This is a genomic window from Christensenella massiliensis (assembly GCF_040409835.1).
GTDB classification, from domain to species: domain Bacteria; phylum Bacillota; class Clostridia; order Christensenellales; family Christensenellaceae; genus Christensenella; species Christensenella massiliensis.
On record NZ_CP117826.1, the window covers coordinates 1,629,174 to 1,649,317 of the forward strand.

Annotated in this window: 25 protein-coding genes and 1 pseudogene; 8 read left to right on the plus strand and 18 right to left on the minus strand. The window is 55.8% G+C overall.

Features of this window, described 5'->3' with window-relative positions; translation table 11 throughout:
* Positions 1–17: 17 nt before the first annotated feature.
* On the minus strand, positions 18–641 hold the full coding sequence (locus PUP29_RS07830) for a DUF4867 family protein (RefSeq protein WP_353422910.1): 624 nt from the start codon (positions 639–641) through the stop codon (positions 18–20).
* A 223-nt stretch (positions 642–864) separates the two neighbouring features.
* On the opposite strand from PUP29_RS07830, the gene PUP29_RS07835 reads away from it, so the two are divergent.
* Positions 865–1,884, plus strand: a complete 1,020-nt coding sequence (locus tag PUP29_RS07835; protein WP_353422911.1) for a LacI family DNA-binding transcriptional regulator — start codon at positions 865–867, stop codon at positions 1,882–1,884.
* A 109-nt stretch (positions 1,885–1,993) separates the two neighbouring features.
* Here the strand turns inward: PUP29_RS07835 and PUP29_RS07840 are convergent, their stop codons facing one another.
* Together PUP29_RS07840 and PUP29_RS07845 are read right to left on the minus strand one after the other, a co-directional pair.
* Positions 1,994–2,563, minus strand: a complete 570-nt coding sequence (locus PUP29_RS07840; protein WP_079546400.1) for a chromate transporter — start codon at positions 2,561–2,563, stop codon at positions 1,994–1,996.
* Complete coding sequence (locus tag PUP29_RS07845) at positions 2,547–3,119, minus strand: chromate transporter (protein WP_079546399.1); 573 nt, start codon at positions 3,117–3,119, stop codon at positions 2,547–2,549. Before PUP29_RS07845 ends, PUP29_RS07840 begins: the two co-directional genes overlap by 17 nt.
* Before the next feature lie 87 nt (positions 3,120–3,206).
* On the opposite strand from PUP29_RS07845, the gene PUP29_RS07850 reads away from it, so the two are divergent.
* Positions 3,207–4,106 (plus strand): LysR family transcriptional regulator, encoded by a 900-nt coding sequence (locus tag PUP29_RS07850; protein ID WP_353422913.1) that lies wholly within the window; start codon positions 3,207–3,209, stop codon positions 4,104–4,106.
* 89 nt (positions 4,107–4,195) lie between these two features.
* On the opposite strand, the pseudogene PUP29_RS12750 reads toward PUP29_RS07850, so the two are convergent.
* A pseudogene (locus PUP29_RS12750) lies at positions 4,196–4,300 on the minus strand (aquaporin); the annotation flags it as partial.
* A 159-nt stretch (positions 4,301–4,459) separates the two neighbouring features.
* The gene (locus tag PUP29_RS07860) at positions 4,460–4,732 is read right to left on the minus strand and encodes an HU family DNA-binding protein (RefSeq protein WP_079547812.1); all 273 of its coding nucleotides are present in this window, start codon (positions 4,730–4,732) and stop codon (positions 4,460–4,462) included.
* 463 nt (positions 4,733–5,195) lie between these two features.
* On the opposite strand from PUP29_RS07860, the gene PUP29_RS07865 reads away from it, so the two are divergent.
* The 4 genes from PUP29_RS07865 to PUP29_RS07880 all read left to right on the plus strand — a co-directional run bounded on the left by PUP29_RS07865 (position 5,196) and on the right by PUP29_RS07880 (position 7,593).
* Positions 5,196–5,906 carry a TetR/AcrR family transcriptional regulator gene (locus PUP29_RS07865; protein WP_353422914.1) on the plus strand — a complete coding sequence of 237 codons (711 nt, stop codon included), beginning with the start codon at positions 5,196–5,198 and terminating at the stop codon, positions 5,904–5,906.
* A complete protein-coding gene (locus PUP29_RS07870; protein ID WP_353422916.1) occupies positions 5,893–6,474 on the plus strand; it encodes a TetR/AcrR family transcriptional regulator in 582 nt (193 codons plus the stop codon). The genes PUP29_RS07865 and PUP29_RS07870 overlap by 14 nt, the downstream gene beginning before the upstream one ends.
* A 76-nt stretch (positions 6,475–6,550) precedes the next feature.
* Positions 6,551–7,306 (plus strand): adenosylcobinamide-GDP ribazoletransferase, encoded by a 756-nt coding sequence (cobS, locus tag PUP29_RS07875; RefSeq protein ID WP_353422917.1) that lies wholly within the window; start codon positions 6,551–6,553, stop codon positions 7,304–7,306.
* The gene (locus PUP29_RS07880) at positions 7,306–7,593 is read left to right on the plus strand and encodes a GIY-YIG nuclease family protein (protein ID WP_079546394.1); all 288 of its coding nucleotides are present in this window, start codon (positions 7,306–7,308) and stop codon (positions 7,591–7,593) included. Before cobS ends, PUP29_RS07880 begins: the two co-directional genes overlap by 1 nt.
* A gap of 26 nt (positions 7,594–7,619) precedes the next feature.
* Here the strand turns inward: PUP29_RS07880 and PUP29_RS07885 are convergent, their stop codons facing one another.
* The gene (locus PUP29_RS07885) at positions 7,620–7,910 is read right to left on the minus strand and encodes a hypothetical protein (protein ID WP_079546393.1); all 291 of its coding nucleotides are present in this window, start codon (positions 7,908–7,910) and stop codon (positions 7,620–7,622) included.
* A 172-nt stretch (positions 7,911–8,082) separates the two neighbouring features.
* Between PUP29_RS07885 and PUP29_RS07890 the strand changes: the two genes are divergently transcribed.
* Positions 8,083–8,469 carry a winged helix-turn-helix transcriptional regulator gene (locus PUP29_RS07890; protein WP_079546392.1) on the plus strand — a complete coding sequence of 129 codons (387 nt, stop codon included), beginning with the start codon at positions 8,083–8,085 and terminating at the stop codon, positions 8,467–8,469.
* Complete coding sequence (locus PUP29_RS07895; protein ID WP_079546391.1) at positions 8,466–8,888, plus strand: GNAT family N-acetyltransferase; 423 nt, start codon at positions 8,466–8,468, stop codon at positions 8,886–8,888. Before PUP29_RS07890 ends, PUP29_RS07895 begins: the two co-directional genes overlap by 4 nt.
* A gap of 12 nt (positions 8,889–8,900) precedes the next feature.
* Here the strand turns inward: PUP29_RS07895 and PUP29_RS07900 are convergent, their stop codons facing one another.
* The 12 genes from PUP29_RS07900 to PUP29_RS07955 all read right to left on the minus strand — a co-directional run bounded on the left by PUP29_RS07900 (position 8,901) and on the right by PUP29_RS07955 (position 20,095).
* Complete coding sequence (locus PUP29_RS07900; protein ID WP_079546390.1) at positions 8,901–9,404, minus strand: DUF6933 domain-containing protein; 504 nt, start codon at positions 9,402–9,404, stop codon at positions 8,901–8,903.
* A 25-nt stretch (positions 9,405–9,429) separates the two neighbouring features.
* The gene (locus PUP29_RS07905; RefSeq protein WP_079546389.1) at positions 9,430–9,780 is read right to left on the minus strand and encodes a cell division protein SepF; all 351 of its coding nucleotides are present in this window, start codon (positions 9,778–9,780) and stop codon (positions 9,430–9,432) included.
* Positions 9,781–9,978: 198 nt separating this feature from the next.
* Positions 9,979–10,443, minus strand: coding sequence for a hypothetical protein (locus PUP29_RS07910; RefSeq protein ID WP_079546388.1), 465 nt, complete (start codon positions 10,441–10,443; stop codon positions 9,979–9,981).
* 20 nt (positions 10,444–10,463) lie between these two features.
* Complete coding sequence (locus PUP29_RS07915) at positions 10,464–12,359, minus strand: DUF2207 domain-containing protein (RefSeq protein WP_079546387.1); 1,896 nt, start codon at positions 12,357–12,359, stop codon at positions 10,464–10,466.
* Between the two features lie 85 nt (positions 12,360–12,444).
* Positions 12,445–13,995, minus strand: a complete 1,551-nt coding sequence (locus PUP29_RS07920; protein WP_353424073.1) for a M13 family metallopeptidase — start codon at positions 13,993–13,995, stop codon at positions 12,445–12,447.
* Positions 13,902–14,540, minus strand: coding sequence for a hypothetical protein (locus PUP29_RS07925; protein ID WP_079546385.1), 639 nt, complete (start codon positions 14,538–14,540; stop codon positions 13,902–13,904). The genes PUP29_RS07920 and PUP29_RS07925 overlap by 94 nt, the downstream gene beginning before the upstream one ends.
* Before the next feature lie 59 nt (positions 14,541–14,599).
* The gene (locus PUP29_RS07930; protein ID WP_353422919.1) at positions 14,600–15,415 is read right to left on the minus strand and encodes a LytTR family transcriptional regulator DNA-binding domain-containing protein; all 816 of its coding nucleotides are present in this window, start codon (positions 15,413–15,415) and stop codon (positions 14,600–14,602) included.
* A 388-nt stretch (positions 15,416–15,803) separates the two neighbouring features.
* On the minus strand, positions 15,804–16,109 hold the full coding sequence (locus PUP29_RS07935) for a hypothetical protein (RefSeq protein ID WP_353422921.1): 306 nt from the start codon (positions 16,107–16,109) through the stop codon (positions 15,804–15,806).
* A gap of 46 nt (positions 16,110–16,155) precedes the next feature.
* Complete coding sequence (locus PUP29_RS07940; RefSeq protein ID WP_079546382.1) at positions 16,156–16,917, minus strand: hypothetical protein; 762 nt, start codon at positions 16,915–16,917, stop codon at positions 16,156–16,158.
* A 1-nt stretch (position 16,918) separates the two neighbouring features.
* The gene (locus tag PUP29_RS07945) at positions 16,919–19,117 is read right to left on the minus strand and encodes a heavy metal translocating P-type ATPase (RefSeq protein ID WP_079546381.1); all 2,199 of its coding nucleotides are present in this window, start codon (positions 19,115–19,117) and stop codon (positions 16,919–16,921) included.
* 1 nt (position 19,118) lies between these two features.
* On the minus strand, positions 19,119–19,511 hold the full coding sequence (locus tag PUP29_RS07950) for a hypothetical protein (protein WP_079546380.1): 393 nt from the start codon (positions 19,509–19,511) through the stop codon (positions 19,119–19,121).
* A complete protein-coding gene (locus tag PUP29_RS07955; protein ID WP_079546379.1) occupies positions 19,508–20,095 on the minus strand; it encodes an HMA2 domain-containing protein in 588 nt (195 codons plus the stop codon). The genes PUP29_RS07950 and PUP29_RS07955 overlap by 4 nt, the downstream gene beginning before the upstream one ends.
* Positions 20,096–20,144 lie beyond the last annotated feature (49 nt).

A 20,144-nucleotide genomic window follows, 5' to 3' on the forward strand; every position in this document is an offset into this window, starting at 1 on the left:
CCTCCATTTAAAATTGATTATATCGTAATGTTTTCCCCTTTGAGCCCGATGAACGCGCCGTCTTTTTCCAGCCCGCTTTCCGGGTGTGCGATCAGCCACTTGTTCCGCGCGAACAGCAGCGCGTCCTCTCCCTCTTTTCCGGGCGTGAACGTCAGCGGCTCGTTCGTTTCCTTCGGCAGCACGACTACCACGCGGAATTTTCCGTCCGAGCTGATCGGCGCATAGTGCAGCGTCGTCGCGTATACCTCGACGGCTGTGCCCGCGGGCACGAGGAACGCCTCCATTTTGGACGTATCGTATTCAAACGTATCCGGGTCGATATCCTGCTGCATTCCAATGAGCAGTATCATATCCGTGCATGCGACGTTGATCTCGCTCGACCGGTGATATTCCACTGCGTTCAGCGTATGGTTGTCCCCGTTGCAGTAGCCGATCTGAATGGGCAGGCCGCCGTATACCCGGTCGCGCAGCGCCTGAAATACTCCCTCCGCCGCTTCGAGCTGCGGAACGCTCGGCTCATAGACTACGCCGTCCGGTGTGGGAGTAGCTTTCATCGCTTCCAAAAGCTCCGTAAAATCAATCCCCCCGACGATCCTTCCGTACTTCCGGAACGCCGGCGAGGTGACCGCTTGAATCTCCATCACAATTCCCCCTTGGATCTATTTTTCTATTGGATCATAAATACAGATGTGTGCTCGTGCACACGCTTTTGCTTTAAGAATACCACCGTATCGCGCCGCAGTCAACGTTTTTTTCTTTGCCGTGAAAGACAGTTGACAGTATCCCCGCGAGGCTTTATCATAAAACCATACAACATGTGCACGAGCACACAGAACTTGTATTCAAACCGAATGTGAGGCAATCATGGCAACGATCAAACAAATATCCGAACTGAGCGGCGTTTCGCGCGGAACAGTAGACCGCGTACTTAACGGGCGCGGGCATGTTTCCCCCGAAAAGGAGCGGCTCGTGCGCAGCATTGCCGAGCAGGTAGGCTATAAGCCGAACCGGGCGGGCAAGGCGCTCGCCGCGCGGAAAAAATCCTATATCATCAGCGTGCTTCTCGCAAGCGAGGGCAACCCATTTTTTGCCGAGGTCATCAGCGGGGTGCACGCGGCGGAGCGCGAGCTCCACGATTACGGCGTAAAGGTCGTCCTGCGCACCTTAAAGGGCTACGATGTGGACGCGCAGATCGCTGCGCTGACCGAAATGGGAGCCGATTCGAGCGCGCTGATCTTCAACCCCATCAATACCCCGGAGGTCGCCGGAAAGATAAACGAGCTGGCCGCGCGGGGCGTTCAGGTCTATACGCTCAATACGGACATCGAAAACTGCCGCCGCCTATGCTATGTAGGCAGCGACTATTTCGAGGGCGGACGCATCGCCTGCGGCATGCTGGGCCTGATGACGGGCGGGGTCGCAAATGTCGGTATCCTCACCGGCTCTGTGCATATCCTCGGCCACAAGCAGCGTATCGACGGCTTTTTGGACGTGATGTATAAAAAATATCCCAAATTCCGGTTCCTTTCCATTATGGAAACGCAGGACGACGATATGATCGGCTTTGAAAGCACGCGCAAAATGCTGACCGACCATCCGGAGATCGATACGATCTTCCTCGTGGCGGCAGGCATTTATGGCGTTTGCCGCGCGGTGCAGTCTTTCCTGCCGGGGCGCAGGCTGCACATCGTTTCATTCGACCATATCCCGCAGACGGAGGAGCTGATGCGCGCGGGGCTCATCCACGCGACCATCTGCCAGCAGCCGTTTGCGCAGGGCTATGAGGCGGTGAAGCTCGCGTTCAATTCCCTCATGAGCGGCGCGCCGCCCAAAAAACAGCAGTTTATCGTAAAAAACGATATCCGCATTCTGGAGAATCTGTGAGCGAAAAATACCGCCTTTCACACCAAGAGGGCGGCGTTTTTTAATTCAGCAGATCACATCAAAGGCAGGGCCGCAAAACCCCAGCCTTATATTGCTGTATCTGCCCGCTTCATAGTCCAAGCACGCCGAACAGCAGCGCGCCGAGGCCGCCTGAAACGGCCATCACGAGCATCGGGCTCCACTTCCATTTGCGCAGCATAAACAGCATGCCCGCAAAGACGCCCGCCGTAGCGGCGCCGATCCCGCTCCCCTGCCCGAGCTCCGACGAGCCGGTGAGCGCGATGAGCAAAATACTGCCCGCCGCCGCGGCAATGAGGCCGACAGACGTTGCGCGCAGACCCGCGAGCACGTCCGATACGCCCTGTATTCCGTTATATTTACGAAAAAAATAATACAGCGCCACCGACATCAGGACCCCCGGCAAAACGCAGCCCACCGTGGCAAAGACCGCGCCGGGAAAGCCCGCGATGCGCGTACCCACAAAGGTCGAGGTATTGACCGCAATAGGGCCGGGCGTCATCTGGGAAATGGTGAGGATATCCGTCAGCTCCTGATAGGTCAGCCATCCCTGCCCCTCGACGATATACTCCTGTATGAGCGGGATCGTCGCATAGCCGCCGCCGAAGCTGAAAAGACCCACCTGCAAAAAATTCCCAAGCAAGCTAAACAGCAGTTCCATTGCGCTTCCTCCTTGCGAGCCAGCCTGCGGCAAAGGACGCCGCCGCACTGCCCGCGATCACAAGCACCACGTTCACCTGCAAAAAAAATACGAGCACGAAAGCGGCGGGCAGCAGGATATCGAGCAGCCGGTTTTTCTCCTGAAACACTGCGCGCCCCATGTCGATCACCACATCCACGACGAGCGCGCACACACCCGCCTCCATTCCGCGGAGGACCGCGCGGACGATCTGGTTTTCACTGAATGCGGCATAGAAAAACGAGATGACCGTCAAAATGACAAGGGGTGGGATCACCGCGCCGACGCAGCCGATGAGCATTCCTTTTCTGCCCGCTACGCGGTAGCCCGTTACCGCCGCGAGATTGACTGCCACCGCGCCGGGCGACGACTGCGCGCACGCCGCGAGGTCCATCAGCTCCCGTTCGTCAAACAGCCCCTTTTTTTCCACATAGTATTTGCGAATCATGGGAACGACGACATAGCCGCCCCCAAACGTAAACGCGCTGATGAAAAGATTGATTCCAAACAGCCACGCAAGCGATACTCTTTTTCCCATGCTCTCCTCCTGTCCCTTTCCTATTATAAGGATTGCGGTTCAATTCATAAAATGCTATTATTTTATAAAATCCATAAGTAAACAGTAATGGATCGGAAAGGAGACGATATGAATCTGCGCCAGCTTACCGTTTTCTGCCGCGTATGCGAAGAGATGAGCTTTACCCGCGCCGCAAAGCGCCTGTATATGACGCAGCCCGCCGTTTCCCATGTGGTCGCCGAGCTCGAGCAGGAAACAGGCTGCGTCCTGTTTGACCGTATCGCCCGCAGGATCTTCCTCACCGGCGCGGGAAAGGCGTTTTATGAAAAGGCGGCGCGCATCGTGGAGCTTACGGAGGACCTTGAGCGCAGCAAGGGAGAGCTTGATTTTCTTTCCCCTCTGCGCATCGGCTCGAGCATCACCATTGCGAACGTGCTCCTGCCCGGCATCCTGCACCGGTTTTCCGAGGCGTTCCACGTTCCCGTCTCTATCGAGGTCGACACCGCCCGGCATAACACGGAAAAGCTGCTGTCCAATCAGATCGACGCAGCTCTGATCGAGGGCGCGGTGGCGGACAGCCGCCTCGCCGCACATCCGTTCTCTTCTTTTACGAGCGTGGCGGTATGCGCCCCCTCCTATCCCGCGCCGCGTTCCCTAACGCCGCAGGCGCTTGTGCGCGAATCCCTGCTGCTGCGGGAAAAGGGCAGCTCTGTGCGCGAGGTGCTGGACAGCGCGCTCATGCTGCACGGGCTTGCCGCGCGCCCCGTGTGGACGAGCGTGGATTCGCAGGCCCTTGCCGCCGCGGCAAAGAGCGGCCTCGGCATCAGTATCCTGCCCGAGGTGCTCATCGAACGCGAGCTTGCCGCGGGAGAGCTCGTCCGCATTCCTGTGCGCGGGCTCCGGCTGAAAAATACCAACTATGCGGTATACCGCAGGGATAAATATTTATCCCCGCCCCTTTCCGGTTTTTTGAATGCCGCCGTACGGAAAGCAGGAGATGGCCGATAGAAAAAACGGTGCAAAAAAGCCGCCTTTCGGCGGCTTTTGAGTTTGCGTCGGTTTTTCGCTTATTTATGCGGCCTGCTGCTTTTTGTCCTTTATGAGAAATATCCATACAAGCGCAGCAGCGCGGCGCCAACGAGCGGCGCTGCAATAAACAGCCATACCTGCTCGATTGCCCGTCCGCCCATAAAAATGGCTGGCGCAAGACTTCTTGCCGGGTTGACTGATGTGCCCGTGAGCGGTACCGCCCATAATGTGCACGAACGCGAGCGTCAGGGCCGTTCCGCAGCCGGACGGCGCCGGCAAAAAATGAATTCAGCGGCGTATTTCTCCATAGTATGATATTTTCGAAAAAAACCTTATCTGACCGCGTCTTTGAGCAGCTTCCCTGCCTTGAACGCGGGCAGCTTTACTTCCGGCATCAAAATAGTCTCGCCCGTGCGCGGGTTTTTGCCGTTGCGTGCGGCGCGGCTGCGCACTTCAAAGGAACCAAAGCCCATCAGCTGGACCTTGCCGCCCGCGGCGAGCGTTTCCCTGATCTCGTCCAAGACCGCATCCGTTACCGCTTCCACGTCTTTTTTCATCAGGCCTGTTTTTTCCGACACCCTTGTCACCAGTTCTTTTCTGTTCATTTCATATTTCCCCTTTCCATTAAAAACGAAAGCCTTTATACGGGCGCAAGCGCTTTCATATATATACATTGGTTACTATTTATAGTCTATATTTTAAAACCATTACCTATCAAAGTCAATATACAGTGGTATTTTTTATAGACCTTCCTGTCCATCCCTGTCAGAGTGTTTCCGGACACTTTTTTCAACCTATTTTGGCGTGGCTAAAATTTTCTGCATTTTTAACCATCGGAAAAAGCGGACGTGCTGCCTGACTTTCGATATAAAGACCCTTTTACCGTCTTGACGGCCAATGAGACGGTATTTATTTTGATAGATTGGAGCTCTTTATTTTTTCCGTCTCCCACTGTTCTGTTTACAGTGCATAAAACAAGCCCTACAGCCATTTCCTGTCCGAAAACAGATTGTAAGTTTTGAGGGATTATTGTATAATGAATCAGAAATCATGAACAGGAGCTGCGCCGTGGCGGGAAACAAAAAAAGTTCTTTGCGTGAGGATCTGATCGAGACCGGGCTTATATTCCTCACCAACCATAGCATGGACGAGCTTACGATGCGCAAAATGGCAGAGCTCTGCCATGTGACGCCGCATGCGATCTATAATCATTTTGAGGATAAGGACGCGCTGCTGCGTGCGATCGGGGACCGTATCGAAAAACAGATTGCCGAATACTGCATCGACGTCCTGACGCGCGATTCCTCGGATTTTGCCTCCAAGATCGCCTGTTTTGCCCGTGCGTATATGATTTTGTTTGAGAAATATCCCTATCATTGGCAGGTCCTGCTCAATCAAAACAAGGAGCCCTACTATCAAATCGAATCCGCCGGAGAGGACGTCCGTTATTTTTCAAAATATGATTCGAAAATGCCGAACCTGAAAACGCTTTCCCGGATCAGCACCCTGCCCGCACCGTTCCTCAAGGTGCTTTTGAAAGCCGGGCAGGCGATCGAGCGTATCAAAAAAACGCCTTTGGACGCGCCTTTGCATCAGGAAGAGCCTTCCGTTGCAAACGGGCAGATCCTCCTGCATTGCTTTGTCAACGGGCTTCCCTACGGCGTGCAAAGCGGACTGATCCCTAAGGATACGCAGGACGAAACGGTCCTTTCCATGCTGCGCCTGTTGTTTTCGCGTATTTTGGAAAAGGAGGAGGTTCATGGCCGTGACTGTCAGTAAAAAAAACATCCGGGACCGCCTCATAGACGAAACGATACGGGAAATCGGTAAAAACGGCCCGGGTCAGATCTCCCTGCGCAGGATCGCGGCGGCCTGCGGTGTGACGCACGCCACCGCATATAAGCATTTCGAAAATAAACAGGACCTGATCGCGACCTGCAAAAAACGCATCTCAAAACGTGTGCAGGCCTATACTCTGCGTTCCGCACGCAGGGCACAGGAGCCTTGCGTGGGTATGTGCAAGGCATATTTACACTATATGACGCAGCATCCGCAGTTTTATTCCCTGTTTCATTCCTCCGTGGGAACAGCGGAGAGCGGTGCCGTGAAAACCGATTTTCGGAAAACCTACGCCGCACAGTATGAAATCATGCAGGATTTTTTATGCCGCTGCGGAATACCGGAAGCGGAACGGCCGGCATTGATACGTCTGATCGACGTTTTGCTCAACGGCCTGATTGCGATTTTGCTCAGCCATACGCTCGGTTATGACGGCAAAGACATCACCGAGCTTGTGGACCTGTTTGTCTTTGACGCATTGAGGCTCCGCCCTTCCCGGCCGGCATAAAAACAGCAGCCTCACGTTCTTTTCTTTTTTTATCCCAATATGGTATGATAGAAAAAAAAGGAAGGATATCCCTTTCATGAAACCGATCTTCGGCGGCCTTGCGGCCGCGTTTTCCATGTATTCCATACTGCCCATGCCTCAGCTCGGCTGGACGCAGGACACCATGAAATACGCCATGTGTTTTTTTCCGCTGGTCGGCGTGCTGATCGGCGCCGCCGCATGGCTGTGGATATGGGCCTGCGGCTCTGCTTCCTTTGGCGCCGTGCTGTTCGCCGCCGTTCTCACGGCGCTGCCTCCCGTGCTTTCGGGCGGCATACACCTTGACGGCCTCATCGATACAGGCGATGCGCTCGGCTCGCACCAAAGCCCGGCGAGGCGGCTTGAAATTCTGAAGGATTCTCATACCGGCGCGTTCGGCGTGATTTTCTGCGCGCTGTATCTGCTGCTCACATTCGGCTTTGCCGCACAATTCTTTACAAATGCCCGCGCCCCTCTCATGCTCTGCCTTGGCTATGTCCTTTCCCGCGGATATTCTTCCTTTGCGATCGTATCCCTGCGCCTCGCACGCGACACCGGCCTTGCCCACGCGTTTGCGGACGGCGCCGACAAAAAGACGGTGCGCGCGGTAAGCGTTTTATGGATCATCACCGCGTCGGCGGGCATGATCTTCGCGCGGCCCGCGGCCGGCGCTGCCGCGGCCCTTGCCTCTTTTCTGTGGTTCCTCCTCTTCCGCCGGCTGTGCTACGGCAAATTCGGCGGCCTCACCGGGGATCTCGCCGGATTTCTCCTGTGCATAAACGAACTGCTCATACTCGCTTGCGCGGCCTTCTGATGGAGGGCGGGGCGTTTGTTTATATGCTCCTGTGTGCCGACGGGACGCTTTATACGGGGTGGACGAACGATATGAAAAAACGTCTCGCCGCACACCGGGCGGGAAAGGGCGCGAAATATACGCGGTCCCGCCTGCCCGTTCGTCTGGTCTACCTCGAGCGCTTGGAAACGAAACACGAGGCCATGCGGCGCGAATGTGCAGTCAAGCGGCTCAGCCGCAGGGAAAAGCTGGCGCTGCTCGAAAGCGGCGCGAATTCCTGTTATACAGAAAAAACGGCTCCTTTTTGAAGAAAACGCCGTTTTTCCGAAATTCTTTACACCACACTATAGATCCTTATATTCGGTTCTACATCCCACAGTGGCTTTAGCCCTGTAAAAACATCTTTTTGAAATAACCCGCTCTCCAAATACGCCTGCGCATGCTCGATACTGTCAAATCCGTGTAAAACCTGTACGTCCTCCGCGCGCGCCAACAATTCTTTTGTAAGCGCCCCTGTAATCGTCTCCAGAAAGGGCGCTCTGTAATCTGTGTAGACCTTTACCGCAGCCGGACGGTTCGCTTCTGCTATCTTCATCGTAATTTCAAGATATGCATTTACTTTCATTTCAAATATCCTCCTGTTTTCCGAATCTGTCTATGAGTATACCGTATGCATAGTTCGGAAGGAATATACCCGCAAATTTATAAGATACTCATAAAATTCATAGTAGCTTTCCATGCGCCGATTTTTATCCCTATAATAAAATCATAATTTACAGAATAAGGAGATGATTTTCTTGTATCAGCCAAAGCTGGAAAAGGATATCCGCTGCCCGTTGGAATACGGTTTGGATCTATTCGGAGGAAAATGGAAATCCCGCATTATTTGCGTTCTTGCGGAACAAAAGGTGCTTCGGTATAGTATTCTGCGTCGTGAAATGACAAATATTACGGACGCTGTGCTTGCATCCGCTCTCAAGGAATTGATTGCAGACGGCATCATTCAGCGGCGGCAATATAATGAGATCCCTCTGCGCGTAGAATACAGCTTAACACAGAAAGGCCTTTCCGTCGTACCAATTCTTCGGGGCATCTGCCGTTGGGCAGGCGCTTATCATAAAAATACGGGAACAGCCACCCTGCCGCAGTGCAAAAAGTGCGATTATGGTGAGAAAACAGAATGAATCTTATTTTTACGGAAGAGAAAAAGTTTAGCCCTCAAGATGTACAGGAGCTGTTTTTATCAGTCGGTTGGGCCTCCGGCCGTTATCCAACACGTCTTTACAGCGCTCTAATGCATTCGTCCACCGTATTGACTGCATGGGACGGAAACCGGCTCGTCGGTCTTATGCGGGCGCTCGACGATGGCGGAATGTTGGCTTTTCTGCACTATGCTTTGGTTCATCCAACTTATCAGGGCAAAGGGATCGCCGGAAAATTGATCGAACTGATGAAAGAAAAATATCAGGATTATTTTTATATCAATCTGATGCCGGAAGAAAGCAAAAATATATCTTTTTATGAAAAATACGGCTTTCGCCGCTTGCCGGATGGCGGGGCGATGCAGCTTCAGAATCCATTTATCTCGGATGAGACTATTTGACTTGGCGCGTATTCAGAGCGCCGCGAGGTCTTCCCGCATTCTTTCAAGCGCGGCGCCCGTTCCCTCATGTCCGGCGCAGCGGCAGGGAATGGAATTGACCGCCCTGTTCAGCGGAAATTGATCTCTGCTGTCTGGAATGGCCGCCATATCGCAGGCCAAAACGTCCTCCCACGCGCGGTTCAGAAAGGCGACCTCCCGCCGCCCGTGCGTACGCGTTACGGAGGCTTCGCCTGCCCGCGCGAAATAACGCGCGGCCCATTCGTCCGAAAAACCGTCCGCCGAAAACGCAGACCGCAGGCCGCGCAGCAAAACGCCATGCAGCGCGTTCCACTCCCGTTCCATACCCAAGAGCACAACCGTATACCGGTTTTTGCAGTTGACCGCAAGCGTCGCATCCTGACCGCGCAGGCGAATTGCGTGAACGTCCCAGCAAAAAAGCCGTTCCCGCTCCGTTCCATATTCTAATATCCGTTTTCCCACATGCTTCTGCAAGGGGATCGTATAGCCGAATTCCATCTATCCCAGTATAAAAGCGGCCTCCCTACAGGCCAAACCCTGCGGGCTGCCCCGCTTCTTTTTCCACGTCCACATATTCCGGCACGGCGATCAGAAGCGTGGGCGATATCTCGTGTACCTGCCCGCGCAGCGCATAGACCGCTCCGTCCATAAAATCCGATATTTTCCGCACAAGCTCCTGCTCCAAACCGCCGAAATCTACGACGACCTGCTTATCCTGCTCGAGGCTTAGGGCGATCTCCCTCGCATCCTCATAAGAACCGGGCCGGAAGATCAAAATCTGCGCGCTCCCCGCCCGTTCCTCTTCCCCGTATCTTTCGTCCTGCCTGTCTGAAAATCCTGCTGCATGCAAAAATCTGCTTCCAAAACGTCTCATTTATCTTGTTCTCCTTAACTGTGGGTCTGAAACCCGGAACGCTGCCGCCTGCGCTGTCCGCGCTCTTTCGGTCCGCTCCGGCGGTTTACTATTGATACCCACTTTTCAGGAGTCTGAAAAACGAAATGTACAAAATTTTTCCGCGGCATTCTCCGCCGAACAGTCAAAAAACAGGAGGCCCGTTCGCCTCCTGCTTTTTCAGCCGCTTTTTTTATGATTCTCGTAAAACGTTTGATATATTTCGTAGTTTTTATATTTTTCCCCTTCCCGCAGCTTAGCCGCTCCAAACAGATATAGATATGCGGGTATCAAAGACACATAAACGAATGCCTTTTCTGCAAAATCCATAAACAGGTTTGCCATAAAGGTGGAAAGGAGCACCATAACCATCGCCAGCGCGGAAGCTGCCATATGCTTCTCCCGATGCCGAATGAAATAAAAAGCCAAAATTCCGGCGGTGATCTCTACCGCCGGCATGATCCAGTCAAGAAGCATAAATTTCCAATCCGGATCGTAGGCGTAGCCCGGGTTCGTCCTCATCGGATAGAGGGAAACGACGGCCAGCGCATCTAACGCCCCGATGATCAGGAGCAACACGCCTGCGGCTTTAAGCAGTTTCTCCGCCTTGATCCCTTCCACAAAATCCACGATTTTCTGTATCAAACCGAATTCTCCTTTTTATACTACCATCTGCCGAAGCTGCTGCCTCCCGCGCCGCCGCCCGAGAAGCCTCCGCCGCCATAGCCGCTGCCTCCGCCCGAACTTTTCGCCGCGGTCATGCTCGCAAGCGCCTGATTCATGCCCCGGTAAAGCGACCGCGTGAAATACAGCGTGGACCATGTGCCGCCATAGTAGCCGTAATACCACCGCGGCGGCTCGAGCGCGATGCTTTCAAACCGCTTCGCCCATTCGTCCGTCACCCCCAGCACATACGCATAGGGCAGGATATGATAAAAGCTGGCCGGATCGTCCCGCACCATCATTTTGATGCGGTCCGCCTCCGCCGTTTCAATAAAGCGCTTCAGCCCAAGGATACGTCCGGCCCACTGCGCGCCCTGCTCTGTCCGCCGGGGCATCAGCCCGGACAGGAGGGCCATAACGAGCGCCGCAGCGGCGGGCAGCACAACCCACCAGCCCAGATAGGCAGAAAACAGCAGGCAGGAAAACGCCGTAACGCCCGCAAGGATCAAAATCCCGCCGACCAGCTTTCCTATGCGCGCGGATTTTTTATCCGATTTCCGCCGACAAACGGAATCGCTGATGAGCAGCGCGCCCAGCCAGCCGACCAAGCCGACGAACACAACGCCCATCATGACGGCGGTAAATATTTCCATGCTTTCCAGATAGACCGCAGTTACCGCAGCTGCCGCGACCGGAACGGCCGCGAGCACTGTCGCAAGGTATCTGAACGCGACTGACTTTTTTGTATAAACGCGGTTTTGCGCGGTATTATATTTTTCCCTGATCCTCTTTTTCGCGCTGTTTACCGTATCGGCAAATTCATACCGCATATCCCTGATGTCGATGCTGTCCGAAAGCACGAACATCTTTCCGAACAATATTTTTTCGTAATCGTTCGCGTCCTGCGGCAGGTCTTTCAGCTTTTTGAACGTCATATTCTTTTCATCCGGCTGGTGGATCTCGATGAAGCCCCTGTCCGCCCAGAAGATGAGCAGAGAGACCACGTCCCGGTTGTCCGTTTCGCCGTCGATGATATACCCGACGTCCGCGCTGTTCATGCCCTCCGGTGGGCCGAATTCCACCGTCTCCGCCTCGACGCGCCGCCTCCCGGAGGCCGCGAGCAGAATGACCACGAGCACAAAGGCCGCGCCGCCCGCGCACAACGCCGGAATGAAATAGGAGAACGCTGAACGCGCGCCCGCGTAGTATCCCTCCGGCAGCTCGATACGCACGCCTACGCCATATCCGCTTTCCACGGCCTTTGTCAGCTCTCCCCGGATGACGTTCCCCTCCACCGTGTAGGTAAGGGCCGTCTCGTCATACGTCCCGCTTCCCGCCGCTCCGGTGGTAAAGCCGAGCTTTTCCGCGTCGAACGCTTTGGGCATTTCGATGACAAAGCTGAGTTTTTCGATGGGAACCGTGTTTTCCGGGCTCACAAGGTTGTAGTAAAATTCGTCCGCGCTGGAAAGCGTGTCCGGCCCCATGTCGTAACGGTAGCTGTATTCATATTCCACTGCGCCCGTCACCGTCTCGTCCGGGTCGCCGAGGCGGATTACCATATTGTTTCCATCCCGTGAGGCTTCGCTCGGAACATTGGCCTCGAGGTTCGTCACAACAGCGTGCGCGCCCGATTCCTCATACTGCCCGTCCGTCATGCGCCGCAGCTTCATATCCACCGGGACCGTTTCCGTAATACCGTGCGTTTCTCCCACGCTCTGCGAAAAATCCGCCGTGATTTTCTTGGAGATATCGTATGTATTGTCCTCATTGACCCGTATGACGATCTCTTCGCTTTTGATGACATAATCCGGCGCCGCCTGCGCAAAAGCGGTCAGCGGCAGAAGCGCCGCAAGCGCTGCCGCCGTCAATAGGAAAAACCTTTTCAGCCTCTGTTTCATGCGTCCTCCCGTTCAAACGATTCTTTGATTATAGTATATACGTTGCGCCCGCCGCCGTCCATCCGAAATTCCGGCCCGCGCTTTTTTACCAAACGGAGAGCCTTTCCTCCGGCGCGAGGTACATCCCGTCGCCCTCCTCTACGCCGAACGCATCGTAAAACTCCTGAAACTGCTGCACGTTCACATTTGCGCGCAGATAGCCCGGCGCGTGCGTGTCAATCTGCAGCATATATTCCGCGGTCTCCTCCGATTCCTGTAACTTCCACACCTTTGCCCAGCTTTCAAAAAACGTTTGGTAATCGAAGCCGTCTATGCCCTTTGCAAGCTCGAGCATGCAGGACATCCCGCCGAGGTCGGCCACCGTCTCGCCGATGGTGTATTCTCCGTTCACATATTTCCCGGGCAGCACTTCGATGCCCGCGTAATACGCGCCCACCTTGTCCGTGCGTTCCTTGAACGCCGCGCGGTCCTCTTCCGTCCACCAGTTGGAGAGGTTTCCATCCTTGTCGTAAAGGCTGCCCATGTTGGAGTCGAACCCGTGCGTGATCTCGTGCCCGATGATGATGCCGAGCGAACCCATCTGCTGCTCGACCGTTCCGTTCGGGTCATAAAAATCCCCGCCCAAAATGCCCGCCGGGATATTGATGGAATTATCCGTCGGCTGGTAAAAAGCGTTCACCGTCTGCGGCGCAGTCATCCACAGGTCCTTATCGATCTCCGCCTTTGCCCTGTCCACCTTTTTGGACTGGGCCTTTTCCCGCACCGCAAGGATATCGTCTATGATCCCGCCGTCCTCCGGCAGCGCGTAATCTGAATAATCGTACAGCGACCAGTCGTCCGGATAGGCCACGCGCACCTTAAGCGTATCGAGCTTTTCGAGCGCCCTTTCTTTGGTTTCATCGCCCAGCCATTCGTTTTCTTCAAGCCTTTGCCGGTACACCGCCACGGCGTCGTTTACCAGCTCCGTCACATCCCGCTTGGTTTCTTCCGTCACATAGCTTTCCACATACAGCTTGCCGATCGCCATATCGAACAGCGCGGAACACATCTCGTAGGCGAGCTGCTCCGTCGGCAGCTCCATCTGCGCGTTCCCCACTGCCGCGCCGCTGTATTCCGTCATGATATCGAGGCATTCCTGATCGAGCATTCCCGCCGTGCCCGTCAACGTCTGGTAAATAAGCCACGCCTTGAATCCCTCCACGTTTTCCTCCGTATACAGCTCGTTCATCTTTGCGAGCCATTCAGGCTCGGTGAGGATGAAACGGTCGACGCCGCCGTCCGTATAGGGCTTCAGGATTTCCATGAGCGGGAAATCGGGCGACAGCTCCGCAAGCTCCGCCGCGCTCTTCGGGTTATAGGCCTTGTCGCGTATGTCCGCGGAAGCTCCCTCCGCGTTCCCGATCGACGCCTGCGCGATCTCCGTTTCAAGGGCAAAGAACGCTTCCCAAAGGCCTGCCGCTTCTTCTTCCGAATATCCTGCGCGGGCAAGCAGCTTTTTGAACATCACTTCCTCCGCGTCTTTTTTTCTCTGCCCTACGTCCGTTATGCTTTTATATTCGTCCGCATCCGAGAGCGAGAAGCTCGGCGGACCGATGTAAACGGCATTCTTCGTGCTGTCCTTCCAATCCGCCGCGATATCCGCTTTCGCAGGCGCGTCCGCGAGGTTCCCCAGTCCGCAAGGTATGCTGTCAACTCGTCCAGCGTTTCAATCGCTTCGATTTCCCCGAGCAGCGGCAAAACCGGCTCCATGCCGAGGGCGTTGCGGCTTTCCATATCCACATAGTCGTTATAAAATTCCCGCACGAGCTGCGCCTCATGGCTCGCCTGCGACTCGTCCGTAATGAGCGCCATGACCTGTGCCATCACTTCATTGCTGCGCTCGGTAAAGGTGCTTGCCTGCATCTGCGTGCCGAGCTCCGTTCCCGCCATCCATTCCTGATTGACCGCCGCGTTGAAGTCGTCCTTAGGGTCGGTCTGCGTCTCCGCCGTCACGCTCCCGGAAATATCCGAATTGACCCACGCCGCGCCCGGCGCGCCTCCCTGCGCCCCGTCCTGTGCGCTCTCCGCCGCCGAAGCGGACGGCGGCGCGCTTTCCTCCGCCTGCGGCTGTGCGCTGCACGCTGCGGCGAACAGCAGAGCCGCCGCAAACAAGACCGCTAAGACCCGTTTGATGATTTTCATATTTTGTCCTCCTTCTGCCTGTTCGCTCAAAAGCAGGTCGCCGTCCGCTGATACGCGGCTCAGTTCCTGCCCGCCTTTTTCTCTATGATCGCTGTGACGTCGTCCCGTATCTGCGTATACCGCATTTTGGGTATCGGGAGCTCCTCCCCCGTGATCAGCGTCAGCTTATACCGCTCTATCTTCGCCACATAATCACAGTTGATGAAATAGCTCCTGTGCAGCCGGTAAAAATGGGGAGGCAGCTCCTCCTCCAATGCTTTGATGGAGGCCTGCACCTGCCTGTGCTCATTCACCAGATATAGGATGCTTTCCCGTTCCAATGCCTGTATATACTGGATCATCCCCGTATCGATAAAGCAAAGCGAGCCGTTTTCCTTTACCGCTAATCTCCGGTTGTTGTTTTCCCCGCTTTCCTTCAGCAGGCGCTGCACATACCGGTAGGTCTGCTTCGTGATCTGGACGGGGAAAACCTCCTCGTCTACAAGCTCGCTGTATTCATTGGATACGTGCATGTGATACAGACGGTACCCGTCTGCTTCCTCGCGGTAGCAAAACGTCAGCCGCTGCCGCGCCGTGCACACGATATCCGCCTGTCCGGAGGCATAGAGCGTATATTCGCCGAGCACCATGAGCTGACCTGCGCTCCCCGTTTCGATCTGCCGGAAGCTTGGTTCCTCCAATTCAAAGCGCGGCATAAGAAAGCCGTCTTGGAACTGTGCCTTGATCGCCTCCGCGCCCGAGACGAGAAGATTTCCTATGCTCAGCCAAACGCAGTCCCCGGCCAGCACATCGAACAGCGGGCCCGTGTTCAGGCGGTAATATTCCCTGATGATATACAGGGTGTCTTCACATACGGTCTCTTTTTTGATCTCCATAAGCATCATCCAAGCATATCATAGTTTTCTGTCTGTTGACAGAATCCATTATACCGGGCACAAAAATATTCGTCTATTAAATTGCATGAATCGGGCATACAGCGCGTTGAATGAGCTCTCCGGCTTTTTTATCCGCGTGGACGAAAAACGGAGCTTCGGCATAAAAACGGCCGCCCGCGCGCCTGCTTCCCGCGGCTTTCGGCTCTCCGCAGCTCTTTGCACCGCGGCGCCGGAAAAGGCAAAGCCGAAGCCCTCTTTTCCGTTCGGGCCGGGCCGTCCGCTGCCGCCACGCCTCGTTTCCCCGCGAATGAAAGGACGTGCGTTTTCCTTTACGCCAAAAAGCCATACCCCGTTCGGAGGTATGGCGCTTATGTCGTTTAGTCTGTTTTTATTTTTTTGCTTTCTTCGCTTCAGGAAGCGCGGCTTCCTCTGCTGCCGGAGCCGCAGTGCAGGTGATTACGCTGCTTTCGCCGCTCATCTCGCGCTCTGCAATGATATCCTCGATATCCTCTTTCGTCTCCATCAGCTCCTCGAGCGACAGGTCCGCAAGCTCCATCCTGCCCGATTCCGGCACGGGAAAGCCATGCCCGCGCAGGAAGGAATCGACCTTCTGTTCATTCTTTTTATAGAGATAAAACCCTACCGCGCTGACTCCGAGGCCAACCAGCAGCCCCTTTGCAAATCCGCTCATCATAATAACATCGTCCTCCTTTATTTGCTTCGGCCAAAGGGCCGTTTTTCTATCCCTGTACGACGAACTGCCGGCCGGCCGGGAACGGCATCTGCGGATATGCCTGCAGATATCTCCCTAAAAATTCGCCGAGAAAGGCCGCCCTGCCCTTCCTGTCCGTATCACGGAGCACGCGGACGAGAGTCGTCTCATTTCCATCCCGGTCCGCTCCCGCGTCCTCCACCTTCAGCATGACCCCCTTATCCCGCGGGCGGAACAGGTGCCGTCCGAACGTGATCAGCCATACGAGCGGCGTCGCATAGGCTGTCTGACCCTTTCCCATCGCATTGATGAGGTACATGATCGACATCACCTCCGGGTCGAACGCGCCCCGCTGGGCAAGCTCGTGGTAGCCGTGCTCGATGACCGCGCCGGCAGTCGTACCGACGGCGCACCATTTCGTAACGGCCGCGACCGGCGAAGCAGGCAGGAATACCTGCGCGGCCGTATTGACAAGAATCGCCGCAAGCGCGGCCTGTCCGCTGGGCGTGATGCGTGCGGCCTGCCGTTTGCCGCGGTCTTTCAGATGGATATACCGCATGCCGTTCTGCCGGGCATAAACGGCCGCTATCCGGGCGAGAAGCTCTTCCCGTCCGATCGTTTCATACCAGATGACCGCTGTGCGGAGCACAGGATTATACCGGAAACCCCGCACCTCCCGATGTCCGCATAAAAACAGCCCTGCCGTACCCGGATCGGAAAGCCCTTCAGGCAGGCGGACGCGGATGCGTCCCCGCGTTTCATGCAGTATTTCGAGGTCTGAATGCAGCATCTTATTCTTTCTCCTGTTTTCTGTTATAGAAAAGCAGCCGGCAGGAATTCCCCACCACCGCGATCGTGCTCATATTATGCAGCATCGCGCTCCAGAATACGGAGATATTGCTTGCCGCACCTAAGATCAGGCCGAGGGTGTTGATGCCGATCACCATCGCGAAATTCTGCTTTACTACCTCCATCGTCCGGTTGGAGATGTCTCTCACCTGCGGGATCAGCATCGGGTCGTTGCGCCCTATGACGATATCTGAGGTCTCCATCGCCACATCCGTCGATTTGCTTCCGAGCGAGATGCCTACGTCCGCATAGGAAAGCGCGGGCGCGTCGTTGATGCCGTCCCCGACCATGACGACGCCGTTTCCCCCCGCCTGAAGCTTCAGGACTGCCTCCGCTTTCTGCTCGGGCAAAAGCTCCGCCTGATAGGAATCCGCGCCGATCTGTGCGGCAATGGCGGCTGCCTGCTCTTTGCTGTCGCCCGTCAGGAGGGAGATCTCGTCGATCCCCTTTCCCCGCAGGTTGTTGACCGCCCTGCGGATATTGGTGCGCGGCTTATCGACCGCGCACAGCACGCCGAGCAGCGTCCTGTCCTCCGCGATATAAGTTGCGATGCCTACGTCAGCGGGCATTTGGGCCGAACGCGGCACACGTATTTTATTTTCCCGCATATAGGCAAGGCTGCCCGCGCGGATGCACTTCCCATCCACCATCGTACTGCTGCCCTTTGAGATCACGGTCACCGTATCGCTGTGCACAGGCGTCTCTACGCCAAGCTGGGCGCCGTAATCCATGATCGCTCCGGCAAGCGGGTGGCTGGAGGTCTCCTCTGCCGCGCAGGCGAGCGCCACGACCTCGCGTTCCGTATAATTTTTTGCAAATATCCTGACGGCGACGACCTCCGGCTTTCCCTCCGTGATCGTGCCTGTTTTATCGAAAATCACGGTATTTGCGCTGCTCATCCGTTCGAGATACGCGCCGCCCTTGATGAGGATGCCGCGCTTTACCGCCGCGTTGATGGCTGCCGAAAAAGCTGCCGCCGTAGACAGCTTGATGCCGCAGGAATAATCGATCACCAGCATTTTCAGCGCCTGATCCGCCCTGCGGGTGACCGCCCAGACCGCGATGGCCGCAAGAAAATTCAGCGGCACGAGATAGTTTGAGAATTGGTCCGCATAATGCTGGATGGGCGCTTTCTGCGAGGCGACGTTCTCCACCATATTGATGATGCGGGAAACGACCGTATCGTCTCCCACCTTCAGCGCGCGTACCGTTACTACGCCGCTTTTGATGATAGAGCCCGCGAGCAGCTTATCGCCCTCCTTGCATACGGCAGGCAGGAATTCCCCGGTGGTCGAGCTTTGATCTACCAGTGCCTGTCCGGCGAGGACCTCGCCGTCCACCGTGACCTTTTCGCCGGTGTGGATCACGACCGTATCCCCGATCATGATGTCCTCGATCGGGCAGTGCGCGAGCTCTCCGCTTTCCAGAAGCTTCCACGCATACGCGTCCTCCACAGACAGAAGCTTTTTGATGGACCTGCGCGTCCGCTCGATGGTATAGGTGGTCATGAACTCCGCCACATCTGAAAGCATGATGATCGTCAGCGCCGAAAAGCTCTGGCCCAAAAGGATGCTCGCTACGATAGACGTAACAGTCAGAAAGTCCGCATTCAGCTGTTTATCGCGCACAATGCCCTGCCACGCCGATTTTAGGAGCGGCGCCGTTAAGCCCATGCTCACAAGTGCGGGAAAGGTCGTAAATTTTCCAAGATAGGGAATGGGGAGCAGCTCCGTTTTGGCGTAATTTTTGAGCACCGTGTTTCCCAAAGCAAGCGCCGCGCCCGAAACGGCGAGCCGCGTGAGGATCTGTTTGGAATCCCCCGCAGGCTGTTCGTCCTGTACGGCCGCCTGCTTTGCGCTTTCTTCCTTCATTGTCCGGTAGGCCTGCATCGCGTACTGCTCCATTACAGCGTCCGCGGCCTCCGGCAGACGGTCCGCCATTCGCTTCCCGCTGTCGTAGCAGATCAATATGTTTTCCGTTATGCCGTTCAGGGTAACGCTCTCCACGCAGGAGACTGTGCACACGCGCTCTCCGATCTCCCGGTAGAGCGCTTTCAGGTAACGCAGGCCCGTATAATGCAGGCGCAGGCGCCCCGCCGCCTGTCTTACCACTATGCCCTTGAAGGCGATCTTTTCTGTCATATTACCTCCGTTCGCCCGATGGGAGCCGCGTTTGCAGCTTCTCTATGAAAAAACGTTCGATGCGCGCCGGGTCTTTCATGCCCGAACGCGCAATAGCGGGCGCGTATTTGACGCCCGTTTCGATCATCGTATCGATCCAATCCAAAATAGCTTTCGTTCCGGTCACAGCAGGGTCATACAAGATGAGGAGGCTGCCTACCTTAGCGTTCAGCTCCGCCGTCTTTACGCCCGGAAGCAGGCCGAAAGCCTTCGGGATATACGGCAGGGAAGCGCTCACCCCTGCCTGCGGGATCAGCCGGAAATTACTGATCTTGAGCCGCAGGCGGCCCGGAATATCTGAATGGACGCGCACCCGGAAAAAGGAACGGATCGCGCCCGCTTTCCAGTCGCTCATTCACACCGCCCCCCGCGCCCGAGCAGCTGGTTCGTGCCCCACCGAAGAAGCGTATAGCCGTTCGGCATCATAGACGGGTTCCGCATCACCTGAAACACGCCCGCGCCAATCATAAGAGCGGAAACAAGGAAATTCAGGTCAAAAAGGCCGCCCGTTTTATCCGCGACCGCATGGTTCATAGCGTCCGCAAAGGTGCGGCATTCCTTGCCGAGCACGCTTCCGCCGCTCGCCTGCGCCGCTTCCTCCAGCCCCAGCAGCTTGATCACCGCCGCTTCGAGCAGCTGCGGCTGTACGGCCTGCGGTTCATACCGTACGAGCAAGGAGCCCGTCTCCGGATTGACCACCGCCTCGCCGACAGCGGTAAGGCGCTCGATCTGCCGCTTGGCCTGCGCCGCCATCGCTTCATTCCCCTTCAGAAAGGGTACGCGGAACCGTATCCTGCCCTCCACTGCGCTCTTTACTTCCAGAACGCCGCGAAAGGAGGGGAGCCCAAGCTGGTTCGGCCTCCGCTTCTTCTTCCCGCCGTTTAAGATCATGCTTCCAAGAATGGGCAGCAGGGCCGCCGCCAATAAACCACCGCTCATAACGCCTCCCGACCGGATATAGTAAGCTATCGCTAATCCGCATGTAAAA

Excerpts from the sequence above, each read along its gene's own strand:
- PUP29_RS07885 (WP_079546393.1), bottom strand. The coding sequence starts at position 7,910 with ATGAAAGTAAATGCATATCTTGAAATTACGATGAAGATAGCAGAAGCG.
- PUP29_RS07840 (WP_079546400.1), bottom strand. The coding sequence starts at position 2,563 with ATGGAACTGCTGTTTAGCTTGCTTGGGAATTTTTTGCAGGTGGGTCTT.
- PUP29_RS07935 (WP_353422921.1), bottom strand. The coding sequence starts at position 16,109 with ATGATGAGCGGATTTGCAAAGGGGCTGCTGGTTGGCCTCGGAGTCAGC.
- PUP29_RS07905 (WP_079546389.1), bottom strand. The coding sequence starts at position 9,780 with ATGAGACGTTTTGGAAGCAGATTTTTGCATGCAGCAGGATTTTCAGAC.
- PUP29_RS07880 (WP_079546394.1), top strand. The coding sequence starts at position 7,306 with ATGGAGGGCGGGGCGTTTGTTTATATGCTCCTGTGTGCCGACGGGACG.
- PUP29_RS07830 (WP_353422910.1), bottom strand. The coding sequence starts at position 641 with ATGGAGATTCAAGCGGTCACCTCGCCGGCGTTCCGGAAGTACGGAAGG.
- PUP29_RS07860 (WP_079547812.1), bottom strand. The coding sequence starts at position 4,732 with ATGAACAGAAAAGAACTGGTGACAAGGGTGTCGGAAAAAACAGGCCTG.
- PUP29_RS07940 (WP_079546382.1), bottom strand. The coding sequence starts at position 16,917 with ATGCTGCATTCAGACCTCGAAATACTGCATGAAACGCGGGGACGCATC.
- PUP29_RS07835 (WP_353422911.1), top strand. The coding sequence starts at position 865 with ATGGCAACGATCAAACAAATATCCGAACTGAGCGGCGTTTCGCGCGGA.
- PUP29_RS07915 (WP_079546387.1), bottom strand. The coding sequence starts at position 12,359 with ATGAAACAGAGGCTGAAAAGGTTTTTCCTATTGACGGCGGCAGCGCTT.
- cobS (WP_353422917.1), top strand. The coding sequence starts at position 6,551 with ATGAAACCGATCTTCGGCGGCCTTGCGGCCGCGTTTTCCATGTATTCC.
- PUP29_RS07845 (WP_079546399.1), bottom strand. The coding sequence starts at position 3,119 with ATGGGAAAAAGAGTATCGCTTGCGTGGCTGTTTGGAATCAATCTTTTC.
- PUP29_RS07945 (WP_079546381.1), bottom strand. The coding sequence starts at position 19,117 with ATGACAGAAAAGATCGCCTTCAAGGGCATAGTGGTAAGACAGGCGGCG.
- PUP29_RS07955 (WP_079546379.1), bottom strand. The coding sequence starts at position 20,095 with ATGAGCGGTGGTTTATTGGCGGCGGCCCTGCTGCCCATTCTTGGAAGC.
- PUP29_RS07925 (WP_079546385.1), bottom strand. The coding sequence starts at position 14,540 with ATGAAAATCATCAAACGGGTCTTAGCGGTCTTGTTTGCGGCGGCTCTG.
- PUP29_RS07900 (WP_079546390.1), bottom strand. The coding sequence starts at position 9,404 with ATGGAATTCGGCTATACGATCCCCTTGCAGAAGCATGTGGGAAAACGG.
- PUP29_RS07950 (WP_079546380.1), bottom strand. The coding sequence starts at position 19,511 with ATGAGCGACTGGAAAGCGGGCGCGATCCGTTCCTTTTTCCGGGTGCGC.
- PUP29_RS07850 (WP_353422913.1), top strand. The coding sequence starts at position 3,207 with ATGGATCGGAAAGGAGACGATATGAATCTGCGCCAGCTTACCGTTTTC.
- PUP29_RS07895 (WP_079546391.1), top strand. The coding sequence starts at position 8,466 with ATGAATCTTATTTTTACGGAAGAGAAAAAGTTTAGCCCTCAAGATGTA.
- PUP29_RS07930 (WP_353422919.1), bottom strand. The coding sequence starts at position 15,415 with ATGGAGATCAAAAAAGAGACCGTATGTGAAGACACCCTGTATATCATC.